This window comes from Mucilaginibacter koreensis, from assembly GCF_054783355.1.
The window spans coordinates 1,900,999-1,914,198 of sequence record NZ_BAAGQS010000001.1 but is presented as its reverse complement, the minus strand read 5'-3'; the positions used below and the strand labels follow the sequence as shown (position 1 = coordinate 1,914,198).

12 protein-coding genes and 1 tRNA gene are annotated in these 13,200 nt (G+C 44.7%); 6 read left to right on the top strand and 7 right to left on the bottom strand.

The features are described from left to right. Positions 1-160: 160 nt before the first annotated feature. Together atpC and atpD are read right to left on the bottom strand one after the other, a co-directional pair. Positions 161-409, bottom strand: a complete 249-nt coding sequence (gene atpC / locus ACYVNW_RS08675) for an ATP synthase F1 subunit epsilon (RefSeq protein ID WP_460679458.1) — start codon at positions 407-409, stop codon at positions 161-163. A gap of 105 nt (positions 410-514) precedes the next feature. After that, complete coding sequence (gene atpD, locus ACYVNW_RS08670) at positions 515-2,020, bottom strand: F0F1 ATP synthase subunit beta (RefSeq protein ID WP_460679457.1); 1,506 nt, start codon at positions 2,018-2,020, stop codon at positions 515-517. 197 nt (positions 2,021-2,217) lie between these two features. Between atpD and ACYVNW_RS08665 the strand changes: the two genes are divergently transcribed. Next, positions 2,218-3,441, top strand: coding sequence for an OmpP1/FadL family transporter (locus ACYVNW_RS08665; RefSeq protein WP_460679456.1), 1,224 nt, complete (start codon positions 2,218-2,220; stop codon positions 3,439-3,441). A gap of 27 nt (positions 3,442-3,468) precedes the next feature. Further along, positions 3,469-4,767, top strand: coding sequence for an SGNH/GDSL hydrolase family protein (locus tag ACYVNW_RS08660; protein ID WP_460679455.1), 1,299 nt, complete (start codon positions 3,469-3,471; stop codon positions 4,765-4,767). Between the two features lie 52 nt (positions 4,768-4,819). On the opposite strand, the gene ACYVNW_RS08655 is transcribed toward ACYVNW_RS08660, so the two are convergent. Further along, positions 4,820-5,812 carry an NAD(P)H-quinone oxidoreductase gene (locus ACYVNW_RS08655; RefSeq protein WP_460679454.1) on the bottom strand — a complete coding sequence of 331 codons (993 nt, stop codon included), beginning with the start codon at positions 5,810-5,812 and terminating at the stop codon, positions 4,820-4,822. 151 nt (positions 5,813-5,963) lie between these two features. On the opposite strand from ACYVNW_RS08655, the gene ACYVNW_RS08650 reads away from it, so the two are divergent. The 4 genes from ACYVNW_RS08650 to obgE all read left to right on the top strand — a co-directional run bounded on the left by ACYVNW_RS08650 (position 5,964) and on the right by obgE (position 8,320). Further along, positions 5,964-6,425 (top strand): redoxin domain-containing protein, encoded by a 462-nt coding sequence (locus tag ACYVNW_RS08650; protein WP_460679453.1) that lies wholly within the window; start codon positions 5,964-5,966, stop codon positions 6,423-6,425. A 59-nt stretch (positions 6,426-6,484) separates the two neighbouring features. Next, positions 6,485-6,558, top strand: a tRNA-Arg gene (locus ACYVNW_RS08645). A 56-nt stretch (positions 6,559-6,614) separates the two neighbouring features. Next, complete coding sequence (locus tag ACYVNW_RS08640; RefSeq protein WP_460679452.1) at positions 6,615-7,187, top strand: adenylate kinase; 573 nt, start codon at positions 6,615-6,617, stop codon at positions 7,185-7,187. Between the two features lie 134 nt (positions 7,188-7,321). Continuing rightward, positions 7,322-8,320 carry a GTPase ObgE gene (gene obgE, locus ACYVNW_RS08635; RefSeq protein ID WP_460679451.1) on the top strand — a complete coding sequence of 333 codons (999 nt, stop codon included), beginning with the start codon at positions 7,322-7,324 and terminating at the stop codon, positions 8,318-8,320. A gap of 142 nt (positions 8,321-8,462) precedes the next feature. Here obgE and ACYVNW_RS08630 read toward each other — a convergent pair whose 3' ends face one another. From ACYVNW_RS08630 to ACYVNW_RS08615, 4 genes are read right to left on the bottom strand one after another with little or no spacing between them, the layout of a single operon-like run. After that, positions 8,463-10,049, bottom strand: a complete 1,587-nt coding sequence (locus ACYVNW_RS08630) for a hypothetical protein (RefSeq protein ID WP_460679450.1) — start codon at positions 10,047-10,049, stop codon at positions 8,463-8,465. Between the two features lie 36 nt (positions 10,050-10,085). Beyond that, positions 10,086-10,637: a WcaF family extracellular polysaccharide biosynthesis acetyltransferase gene (locus tag ACYVNW_RS08625; RefSeq protein WP_460679449.1), complete on the bottom strand. Its 552-nt coding sequence runs from the start codon at positions 10,635-10,637 to the stop codon at positions 10,086-10,088. Next, complete coding sequence (gene xrtY / locus ACYVNW_RS08620) at positions 10,627-11,172, bottom strand: exosortase Y (RefSeq protein WP_460679448.1); 546 nt, start codon at positions 11,170-11,172, stop codon at positions 10,627-10,629. The genes ACYVNW_RS08625 and xrtY overlap by 11 nt, the downstream gene beginning before the upstream one ends. Further along, a complete protein-coding gene (locus tag ACYVNW_RS08615; RefSeq protein ID WP_460679447.1) occupies positions 11,159-13,177 on the bottom strand; it encodes an XrtY-associated glycosyltransferase XYAG1 in 2,019 nt (672 codons plus the stop codon). Before ACYVNW_RS08615 ends, xrtY begins: the two co-directional genes overlap by 14 nt. Positions 13,178-13,200: the final 23 nt, after the last annotated feature.

Here is a 13,200-nt window from a genome sequence, read left to right as displayed (position 1 = left end):
TAATCATTTATACCAAAGTTAAAATGGGTTTTTGGTTTAGATATTATGCTTGCATAGTTTGCTGTCAAAAATCAGTCGGAAAAAGAGTAGTCACCTTAATTTTGTGCATAAAAAAAGCCCGGACAAACATCCGGGCCTTCTACTTTAAAAGTATAATTTTCTATCGGTGGGTAATGCCTTCGGCAAGTACCATCACTTTGTTGTTCGACATTTCAACTACACCGCCTTTGATGTAGAAAACATCCTGCTTGCCATTATTGCGAACGGTAAGCTTTCCGTCCTCCAGGGTTGAAATAATAGGAGCGTGGTTATTCAGAATTTCAAACGAACCCTGAGTACCCGGTACGGTAACCGAAGTTACTTCGCCCTCAAAAACTTTTTTATCCGGAGTAAGAATTTCTAATGTCATGTGTGGGAATAGATTTGAGATGTGAGATTAGAGATCTGAGATAAATGTTGTATTACAACTTTACCTTCTTTGTCTCAAATCTCACATCTATGATCTCATATCTAATTATGCGTTTGCTTCAGCTAACAGTTTTTTACCTTTTTCAATAGCATCTTCAATGCTGCCTACCAGGTTGAAAGCGGCTTCGGGATATTCATCCACTTCACCGTCCATAATCATGTTGAAGCCTTTAATGGTATCTTTAATATCAACCAATACACCCTTTAAGCCGGTAAACTGCTCGGCTACGTGGAATGGCTGAGATAAGAAACGTTGTACGCGACGGGCACGTGATACGGTTAACTTATCTTCTTCAGATAACTCATCCATACCTAGGATAGCGATGATATCCTGCAGTTCTTTGTAGCGCTGCAAAGTTTCTTTTACGCGCTGTGCGGTATTATAATGCTCATCACCTAAAACTGCTGCACTCAGGATACGTGAAGTTGAATCTAGAGGGTCAACCGCAGGGTAAATACCCAGCTCGGCAATTTTACGTGACAATACAGTAGTTGCATCCAAGTGGGCGAAAGTGGTAGCCGGCGCAGGGTCGGTCAAGTCATCCGCAGGTACATATACTGCTTGTACAGAGGTAATAGAACCACGTTTGGTTGAAGTAATACGCTCCTGCATCATACCCATTTCGGTAGCCAGTGTTGGCTGGTAACCTACGGCTGAAGGCATACGGCCTAACAACGCTGATACTTCAGAACCTGCCTGGGTGAAACGGAAAATGTTGTCGATAAAGAACAGGATATCGCGGCCTTTGCCTTCGCTGTCGCCATCGCGGAAATATTCAGCAATGGTTAAGCCTGATAAAGCTACACGTGCACGTGCACCCGGTGGCTCGTTCATCTGGCCGAATACGAAGGTAGCTTTAGATTCCTTCAATTCTTCTTTGTTTACTTTGGAAAGATCCCAGCCGCCGCTCTCCATAGAGTGCATAAACTCGTCGCCGTATTTGATAATGCCTGATTCCAGCATCTCGCGCAGTAAGTCGTTACCTTCGCGGGTACGCTCACCTACACCGGCAAATACGGATAAACCAGAATATGCTTTTGCAATATTGTTAATCAGCTCCTGAATCAATACGGTTTTACCTACACCTGCACCACCGAACAAGCCGATTTTACCACCTTTAGCATAAGGCTCTAACAAATCGATTACTTTGATACCAGTAAACAGTACTTCAGTTTCGGTTGATAAATCCTCGAAGCGGGGAGGCGTGTTGTGAATAGGGCGGCCGGTAGTGGTATCTAATTGGGTAATACCATCAATAGCCTGGCCAACCACGTTAAATACACGGCCTTTAATATCATCACCAATGGGCATACGGATAGGAGATTCCAAATCGGTAACCGGCATTCCGCGCAGTAAGCCGTCGGTTGAGTCCATAGCGATGGCACGCACACGATCTTCACCTAAGTGCTGCTGAACTTCCAAAACAATCTTTTGTCCGTTGTCTTTAGTGATTTCCAGCGCATCATAAATTCGGGGCAGATGAGCGTCATCGCTAAAACTTACGTCAACTACCGGTCCAATGATTTGTGATATTTTTCCAATGTTTGGCATATATAACCTGGTATTTTTTAAGAGTTTATCAAAAAAAGAGGCATTTGTTAATAATGCACCTTTTCAGGAGCGCAAAGTTAAGGTTTATTGCCGATATTTTAAATGCTTAATTGAAAGATTTTTACAACGATATCGATTCATAAACACTAATTTTGTTGCTGCTTTTTTAATAAACCAATTAATCATAGTTTTTATATATGCGTAAACTTTTACTTTTTTTAGCATTGTTATGTCCTGCCTTAACCTTTGCCCAGGGTTTTCAGGTTAATCTGCAAGGGCAACAGCAAATTGGTATGGGGCATACCGGCGTGGGGCTGGCACAAGATGGTGCTTCCTTATTTTTTAACCCCGGCGCCATGGCCAATCTTACACAAAATTATGTGCAGGGTGGCATCAGTCCGCTGGTTTTTAAATCCAACTTTAACCCGGCTAACACACCCGATCAAATTTACAATAAAAACCGTGTAGCTACCCCATTTAGCGCTTATGCCGTTTGGGGGCCGCAAAACGCCCGTTGGAAAGTAGGTTTTGGTGTATATACGCCTTTTGGCGGTTTAACCGATTGGGGTAACGATTGGATAGGCAAGTATGCTGTGCAAAAGCTCGACCTGAAAGCCATCTCATTTCAGCCTACCGTAGGGTATAAAATTTCTGATTTCATCAGCATTGGTGCAGGCTTTGTATATACGCGTGGTATAGTTGATTTAACCCGCGCTATCCCGCTGGCCAGTGCCGATAACCCGGCCGGGCAAGCCGAGCTGAAAGGCAGCGGCCATGGTTTGGGCTGGAATGCCGGTGTGTATTTGAAACCTTTTACCAATTTTACCGTAGGCGTGGCTTATCGCTCAAGAATGAATACAGTGGTAAAGAATGGAGATGCGTTTTTCAGGGTACCGCAATTACTGCAAAGCAATTTTCCGCAGCCTAATAACTTTTATGCCAGCATCCCGCTGCCGGCCAGCACTAATATTGGTTTCGGTTACAAGCTGAATAACCAGTGGCTGTTTGCTTTAGATGGCAGCCTGGTGAACTGGAGCGCTTACAAGGAACTGGCGTTCGATTACAAAAACAATACTGCAACCTTGCAGGATACCCACTCGCCGCGTAATTACAAAAACGCGTTCTCGTTACGTGCAGGTGCACAGTACAAGCCCGAAGATAAATGGGCGCTGCGTGCAGGTGGTGGTTATGTAAGCACTGCCGTGCGCGATGGCTATGTAACGCCTGAAGTGCCTGATGCTAACCGTTATTATTTAACAGGCGGTATTGGTTACAATGTAGCCAAGCATTTCAATATTGATTTGTCGTTTGAGTATGAGCACCTGATGAGCCGTACCCAAACCAACATTGAAACCCAACTATCCGGCACCTTTAAAACAGATGTGTATATCCCCGGCATTGGCATCACTTATCACTGGTAATACCTGATTAATTAAAACTCGAGAATAATGAAATCAACTATACATAAAATTGGTGTAGCCGGCTTGTTACTGCTGGCTTCATGTAAACCCGAAATAAAAACGCCAACGCTTACCAAAGGCTCGGCAGATTTTTCTACTTATATCGCCATTGGTGATTCACAAACTGCCGGGTATGCTGATAATGGTCTATACCTGGAAGGCCAGAAAAATTCATTCCCATCCATTATAGCCCAACAATTAAAAGCCGTTGGTGGTGGCGATTTTAATCAGCCGCTGTTCAGCGATGCACAGGCCGATGGTTCGGGGTATATAAAGCTTACTGGCTTTAGCGCTACTGGCAGCCCGGTTACCAGCGTTGTTGCCAATCATACCGCTGTGCGTGGTTCTCAAGCTATCCCCGGTTTCGGCAATGTTACTTTATATACCAAATACAGCGGTAACAACAACAATTACGGTATACCAGGAATTAAATTGCAACAGATTACTTACGCACCTTATGGTAATCTGAATGGTTACTATGAGCGTTTGCTACCGGGTAATTCACCAACCAACAATACGGCTTATTTAGATTTTGTAACCGCAAAACCTTACACTTTTTTTACCTGCTGGTTAGGTAATAATGATGCTTTGGGTTATGCAACAGCAGGTGGTGCAAGCGATGCCTTAACCGATAAAACCCAATTTGCACAATTGTATACTGCGTTAATTGCCAAATTGACTGCAAATGGGCAAAAGGGTGTGGTGGCCACAATCCCAGATGTTACCTCTATTCCTTACTTTACTACTGTGAAAGTGAGTACAATACAGGCAAGCTTACCTGCTAATACATCTTTGTTTATCAGTGCTAAAAACGATGCCGGTGCTTATGTAACCCGCGCAGCTACTGCCGATGATTTGCTGGTGCTAACTACACCTGTAGCATTTATAGGTAAGCCACAAGCCATTACCGGGTATATTTATGGTTTAGACCCTCGTGCGCCTATTGAAAACCAGTATGTACTGGATAAAAACGAAATTGCCCAGGTGCGCGATTATGTAGCCTCTTATAATGCCAGCATTATCAGTATTGCTGCGGCAAAAGGTTTGGCTGTGTTTGATGCCTACACTTTTTTAACTAATTTAAACAAAAATGGCGTAGTCATCAACGGTGCAAACCTAAGTTCAGCCTATATCAGCGGCGGTTTATTTTCACTGGATGGGGTGCACTTAACCCCACGCGGTTATGCTGTTGAAGCCAACGAATTTATTAAGGCAGCTAACCTGAAATATGGTTCAACTATTCCTGAAGTGAATATCACCAATTATACAGGTGTAAAGTTTCCATAAACCTTAACTGAGTTCATTTATAAAAAAGGGCGGTGTTCACACCGCCCTTTTTTTATTTTACCTGGCTAAAATCAAGCACGATTTTGCCTTTATGGGTGCTGCTCTCCATCAGCCGGTGTGCTCCGGGCGCATCATAAGCATTAAATACCCGCTCAATTACCGGCTTAATCTGGCCCGATGCCAGCAGCGGCCATACTTTTTCTTCCAGTTGCCGGGCAATGCTGCCTTTAAATTCTGCATCGCGTGAGCGCAGGGTAGAGCCAGTAATGGTTAAACGCTTGCGCATCACCAGCGACAGGTCGAGCATGGCGTCTTTGCCTTTCATGGTATTAATCATTACCAGGCGGCCCTCTTCGGTCAGCAAATTCAGGTTGGCTTTAAAGTAGTCGCCGCCTATCATATCCAGCACTACATTTACACCTTTATAGTTGGTGAGTTCAAGTAGTTCCTGCTCAAAATTTTGACTGTTGTAGTTAATAGCTTTAGCGGCACCCAACTGTTCGCAGAAGCGGCACTTCTCATCACTTCCGGCAGTTACGTACACTGTACTGCCCAAGGCCACTGCTATTTGAATGGCGGTAACCCCAATGCCGCTGCTGCCGCCATGTACCAGCAGGCTTTCGCCCGGTTTCAGATGCCCTCGGTTAAACACATTGCTCCATACCGTAAAAAAGGTTTCGGGCAATGATGCCATTTCTTCAAAGCTCAAATTTTTTAAGCGGGGCAGGCATTGCTCCTGCGGTGCAAGGCAGTATTGAGCATAGCCACCGCCTGCCACTAAAGCGCATACTTCATCGCCCACCTTCCAGCGGGTAACTTCATCGCCAACGGCAGAAATAATGCCTGCTATTTCCAAACCGGGGATGTCATCGGGTGCGCCGAAAGGGGCGGGGTAAACGCCTTTGCGCTGGGCTACATCTGGCCGGTTGATGCCGGCAGCTTCTACCCGTATCATTACTTGTCCATCTACCGGGTAGGGCTGTTCGTAATCACTCATCTTCAATACATCGGGGCCGCCGGGCTGGGTAATGGTTATTGCTTTCATTCCTGTATTATTCTGGCTGAATAACGGCAGTAAAGGGTTTAATGTTTGTTCTGGTACACCATCTACTTGCACCATAAAAAAGTAAAATTTAAGCCGGGTGCTTAACAATTCGTTTATTTCTGCTTGTTTTGTATCAAAATCAATTCAACCCATGTCAATTCAAACAGGAACACAAGCGCCCGATTTTACACTGGTATCATCAGAGCTTAAAGAGGTATCATTAAGCGACTTCAAAGGCAAAAAGGTGATTATTCATTTCTTCCCGATGGCTTTTACGGGCGTGTGTACTACGCAGCTATGCACTATGCGCGATAATCTGGCTTATTATGACGGTTTGAACGCACAGGTGCTGGGTATTTCAGTTGACTCTCCTTTTACACTGGCTAAGTTCAAAGCAGAGAATGAATACCAGTTTCCGCTGCTGTCTGATTTCAACAAAACGGTATCATCAGCCTACGGCGCTTTGTACGATGAGTTTGTATTCGGTTTAAAAGGTGTTTCTAAACGTGCGGCTTTTGTAATTGATGAAAACCAGCAAGTGATTTATGCTGAGGTACTTGAGTCGGCAGGTGATTTGCCTGACTTTAATGCCATTGCAGAGGCTGTAAAATAATTTAAAAAAATGTTTGACGGAATGTAATCTGTTTCTATCTTTGCAGTCCGTTACAACAGGCACTCGTAGCTCAATTGGATAGAGCATCTGACTACGGATCAGAAGGTTAGGGGTTCGACTCCCTTCGAGTGCACACAGTTTAAGCCTTTCCGTTTTGTTACAGAAAGGCTTTTTAAATTTTATAACAGGATGCTCAACCTTGTATTATTTGGCCCGCCCGGAGCCGGGAAAGGTACCCAGTCACAAAAGCTGATTCAAAAATACGGCTTAATGCATTTATCCACAGGCGATTTATTACGCAATGAGATAGCACAAGGTACCGAATTGGGCCTCGAGGCTAAAAAGCTGATGGATGCAGGTTTGCTGGTTCCTGATGAGGTGGTCATCGGCATGATCAGCAATAAGCTGGATGCCAACAAGGATGCAAAAGGCTTTATATTTGATGGTTTTCCACGTACCGTAGCACAGGCTGCAGCGCTGGATGAACTGCTGAAAAGCAAATCTTCACAAATTTCAGGCATGATTGCGCTGGAGGTAGAAGATGAGGAGCTAAAAAACCGCTTACTGCTTCGCGGCAAAGAGTCGGGCCGGCCGGATGATGCCAACCCTGAGGTAATCAGCAAACGCATCACCGAATACAACACCAAAACAGCGCCTGTGGCTAATTATTATAAAGATCAAAACAAGTATCAAAGCATTAACGGCATTGGTGCGGTTGAAGAAATATTTAACTCATTAAATGAGGTGATAGGTAATTATTAATTACTTATCTATTCCAAAAATCAGATGTCCGGAAGTCCGTTAACGGGATACTTCCGGACATCTGATTTTCGGGACGTTAACAAACAAAAGTGCGGATTGAAGTCTTACGACTTTACAGCTAAAAAATACATTCCATGTCTCAGGGTTCAAATTTTGTAGATTACGTTAAAATCTGTTGCCGCTCCGGTCACGGAGGGGCAGGCTCTGCGCATTTGCACCGCGATAAGCATACGGCCAAAGGCGGCCCTGATGGTGGCGACGGCGGCCGCGGCGGCCACGTAATTGTAAAAGGCAACGCCCAATTATGGACTTTGCTGCACCTTAAATTTCGCAAGCATGTAATTGCCGGTAACGGCGATAGCGGCGGCCCTGCCCTGCGCAGCGGTAAAACCGGTAAAGATGATATATTGGAAGTACCGCTGGGTACCATTGCCCGCAATGCGGAAACAGGTGAGGTTTTGTTTGAAATTACCAAAGACGGCGAAACCCGTATTTTAACAGAAGGTGGCCGGGGCGGCTTGGGTAACTGGCATTTTAAATCGCCCACACAGCAAACCCCACGCTTTGCACAGCCCGGTGAGCCCGGCCGCGAGGACTGGAATATACTGGAATTAAAAATTTTGGCTGACGTGGGCTTGGTAGGATTTCCGAATGCCGGCAAATCTACTTTGTTATCAGTGGTATCGGCAGCAAAGCCGGAGATTGCCGATTATGCCTTTACCACGCTGGTGCCTAATCTGGGCATTGTATCTTATCGGGATAATAAATCGTTTGTAATGGCCGATATTCCCGGAATTATTGAGGGGGCATCACAGGGTAAAGGTTTGGGCATACGCTTCCTTCGCCATATTGAGCGTAACTCAGTATTGCTGTTTATGATACCGGCCGATACCAACCGCACGCTGCAACAAGAATACAGTATTTTGCTGAATGAGCTTGAGCAGTATAATCCCGAACTGATGCACAAGCCCCGCATACTGGCTATTACCAAAAGCGATTTGCTGGATGATGAACTGCAGGAAGAAATGCGCCGCGAATTACCGCAAGATATACCGGCTGTATTTATTTCCTCTATCGCACAAAAGGGTATCACGGAGTTAAAGGATAAACTTTGGGCAGCTATCAACCAATAAAGGTTCTTATTGTCCTCTAACTCGTCATTTCGAGCAGTAGTGAGAAATCTTCTTTAAGCGATAGGTCAGTAGCAGACCGGCTTATTGAAGAAGATTTCTCCCTACGGTCGAAATGACAAGATGTTGTTTGAAGAATATCTCCTCATTCCGCCGAATACAGCACATAGTCCTCACTTAGTTTCTCAGATTTAAACTGCCGATAATTAGGGAAATACCTATGCAATAATTGTTGATTTTGATGCTGCTCATCATCCGGTGGAAACAGGATAAACAGCGGGCCTGCATGGCCTTTGTAAACGCTTTCCTGGTCTGTCAGTTCATCGCCAATACCTACATGTTGCAGAATGATTACCCGGTTATGGTTTATTTCTAAAGGTAAATCGGCTGTGGTAAATACAAATATGGCATTGCGATATTGATGGTCAATTTGTTGAATGCGTTTAAGCGAGTAAGGATCTATAAACTGCTGGCTTATACCTGCACTGCCGTGGGCACTTTCATATTTGGTAATGTGTATGCCTTGCAACAGGTATACTAAGCTTAGCCCGCTCATCAGTAACCATAAACCTGCCGCTGCTAACCGATAGGGGAACTTGAGTCGACTGATGATGAAAACCAAACCCGGAATAAATATCAATCCCAACACCCTGAAGTGCCTGCCTTCATAAGAGATATCCAATTGCCGCAGGAACACGTAGGCGAAAAAAACTACTGCAACAGCATATAGAGTTGTAATGACAATCTTGTACGCAGCAGAGACTTCAACATTACGTAAAATGGCTCTGCATATGACTAAGCTTAGCGCTGCAAGCGCCAGTAATATCAAAACAGATTGTGCATAACTTAACCACACTTCATCGCTATTTTCAATCAGACCGCCGCATAAATCATCAACAGAAAAGCCAGAAAGCAGCGGCGATGCCAATGGGAAAAGAAAAGTCTCCCAGGTAAGCTTCATGTTTTTAGGTTCGGAGGCTGGATTATCGCCTTTGGATAGAAAGAAGATGTAAATGCAAGCCAAAGATATAAGAGCAGGTATGGCTATCATAAAGCCATTTCTAATCCATCCCCAAAAATCTTTTTGCTTAAAGCTGAAATGAATCCACATGGCAAATAACCCTGCCAGGTAAATCCATAGAAAAGCCGATTTGCTGATGAACCCTATCCAGCCTGCTAATACAATAAACAAAGCTGCTTTCCAGCCCGCGCGATTGAAACAGAAGCAACCGTACAAAAACCAGCCTGCAAACGCAAATAAGGTAACCTCACCGCCATTATAAAATATATAGGGAGTAAAGTAGAACTGCTGGCTTGCTATTAAGGCTATGCTGATGGCGGCAATTAGTTTATTAAAACCAGCTCTTTTAAAGAAAGCATAAAAACCGGCAAGGCCTAATAATTCGCAACATAAGGTGGTTAATACCGACGCTTGCCCGTAATTGACTTTGAAGATTAATTTAAAAAGATAGGGAACCAGGTATTGCCCCGGCGACCACCAGGTTAGAAAGCGGGTTCCGTTTTGGGCAATGTCAGCATGGTTGGGGCTTACAATCTGGTTAAAACTGCTGCCACGCTCCATACTCCGTATCACCTCAAAACCCCAGGCCGGGTCGGGGAACACAGCGGGCGGGTTTAGCCAGGCGATGAAGGCTAAACTTAATGTGAGCAAAACCACCAGGCATAAAATTAGCCCGGGCAGGCGGGAACCGGCTCGGTTAGCAATTTGCATGAATAAATGTGAATGATACTGCGGTAAAAGTACGTATTATTCGCTAATACGGCGGGTGCGCAGTTTTGTGGCAGGATTGCCCTGGTAGATACCGTATGGTTCGAGGTTCACCATCGCTACAGCGCCGGTGAATAGCACTGCATGGCTGCCGGCGGTAATGCCAGGACACACGGTGGCTTTGGCACATATCCATACGCCATCTTCTAAAATGATGGGGCGGGTCATTAAATTAAAAGCAGGGCGGCGGTAATCATGGTTCCCGGTAAGCAGCAAGGCACCCTGCGAGAGGCAAACATGGCTGCCAATGGTTACCTGGGTAAGGCAGTCAATCCACACTTGCTCGCCAATCCAGCTATGATCTCCCACTGATAAAAACCAGGGATATTTAATGTTCACACAAGGCTTGATCACTACGCCTTCACCCACCTTGGCTCCAAAAAGGCGCAGTAAGTTACATTTGATGCGGCTGGAGGGCAGCAGGCTCGTTTTAAAAATCAAAGCATTAACATAAAACCACAGCAACCGCTTAATTACATTTCCGCCGGGATGATAGGGGTGATTGTTGTAAGCAGATAAATCAGTTTTCATGCACTGTACGGGTTGTTTTGATCCAAAAGTACAGGCTTACCATAATTAATGCATAAATAACCATATTAAATACATTATGCTGGTCAGCTACATATATACGCGAATGGTGCCAGTACAAAGTAAGCCATACGAACCGGCACACATTTAAAAGTTGAATAGTAAGCAATCCGGTTAATAAAAAGATGATTTTCGGGCGCAAAGCTTTTGGATAAGCGATAACGAATGCCGTAAAGAAGCACATCACCCCGAAACCCAGGCAATCGTAACCAATGATAATGATGTTATGGGCAGGTACCATTAATTGTACATCATTGTATTTGGTGGTATAGCCCAGTAAGTGCAAAACGCCGGCACTGGTGCCAATGAGCAGGTGACGGAGGCCACGGATGAAGTTAAAATGCCGATCCAAATAGGGGGCATACAGGTTGCCCGGCGAAACAATGCCTAAGTAAAAAAGATAAAAGCCATATAGCACTGCAAAAAGTGCCAGGAACTTAAGCGCAAACTGTACCGCAGGATTTTTAAGCGCCTGCATTATCCCGTTGTTTTTTTAGTAATTCGTCAATTTTTACATCCACAATTAACCGGAACCAAAAACCCTGTAAAAAATGAAAAATAATACCGGTGCGGCCATCCAGTATGCCCAATTTAAATATCAACCTGTAAGTCAAATAAACAAACGGTCTGAGGTACCGGGGCATTTTCCACCACCATTGCTTCAGGCGGGCGGTACGTTCATCGGGGCTGCCAAAAAAACGTGGCTTAATTGTTTGTCTGCGGAGCTGCTGCATGCGCTCTACCTCCTCTTGGGCCAGCAAATCACTGTAACGGTTGTGCTTGGCTATCCAAAAGGCAATCTGGTTTTCTTTTAAGTTTTCCTCAATTAGCCAGCCCTGCTTCCAGATGGTGGTTTTACCTTCAATCACAAAGCGGTGGTCCATGTTCTCATTCAAATCCGAATGGCCCGCACCGTATCTGAACATTTTGAGCAGGTAGAACGGGTAGTAACCGCCATGTTTTATCCATTTGCCCTTAAAATAATTTTTGCGGTTAAAATATATACCGTTGATGCCTTCATATTCGGCTTCTTTAAAATCAGCCAGCAACCGGTAAAGTTCAGGGGTAACCATATGATCAGCATCCAGGCAAATCACCCAAGGGGTGGTAATATGAAAATGCGTTAAGGCATAATGCCATTGTTGCGGATGATTGACAAACGTATGCTGCAAAACCTGTGCCTGATAACTATCGGCAATACTTAAAGTGCCATCAGTACTGCCCGAATCTAAAATATACAGCGGCGCATTAAGCCCTGCTATAGACTGCAGCAAACGCGGCAAATGCAGCTCTTCGTTATAAGTAAGTACAATGAAGGAAAATGGTACTGCGAGCAAGCGCTTAGTTTTTTCTTTAACGAGTTGCCGGTAATGGCTGATGTAAGCCTGTGCTAATTTATCACCAGTAAAGTCATGATATACCAGATCAATGGCTTTCTGACCGATAGTGTACAGCCGTTCTTGGTTTTGGGTAATCAAATTAATTTGGTTGGCAATGCTTTCCGGTGTGGTATCGCAAATCCAGCCCAACTGTTGTTGTTTCACATAATCAGCTAAGCCAACATGCTTGCTGATTAATACTGCTGTACCTACACTCAGGCTTTCTACCACTACATTGCCAAAATTTTCGTTGTAGGAGGGGAGCACCATTACATCGTGCTCCTTAAGCAGGTCAAATTTGCGTTCTGATACAAATCCCGCCCAATTAATATAATTAGCTGTACCGTTTTTCTGGCTTAGCGCTTGCAGCTCTTTGATGTACGCTTCGTCACCTGAACCGGCAATAGTGAGGTGATACGGAAACTGAACCAAGGGCAAGGCCTGCAATAATAAATTCAACCCTTTTTTAGCATCTATACGCGAGTAAAACAGCAAGCGGAGTGGCGCAGCTAAATTCGCCTTAACATAACCAGACCGCTCGGGCAATTGTACAAAGTTGGGCAACACAAAAAAGCTCTTAGCCCGAATAGTCTGCTTTAATTCATTTTCTTCCTGCGCCGAAGTGGCATGTATATGGCAGTGGCTTAATACCCACCGTTTCAGCAGTTCATGACCAGCTTGTTTGAATTTGCTGTTTCGGTGCTGAAAAGAGTAAGCGCTTAATGTACCCCGTGGCGAAATGATAACAGGCACCTTTCGCCATATGGCAATTACAGCTGAAAATACCGAAACCAGGTTCCACCAGGCATGGATATGTATCACATCATATTGCTTTGCCGTTCGCCAAAAAGCCTTAAGTAAGGCAGGCGAAAAATGGGTGTGATCTTTAGTGATGCGTTTAAAATAAGTAACCGTTACCCCATTGACGGAAAGCGGTTTGCCTGCAGCCACATTTAGCTCGGTATTACCGTTGGCAGTGGTGGCAAATACTGATATTTGGCATCCGGCTGCTTGTAACTGCTCGCTCAGTTCAGCTACCGACATGGTGGGGCCGCCGTAAATATAAGCCGGTTTATAAGCGGCAATAATTTGCAATACTTTCAATAGGGGTTACTCAGGTGGAAGCT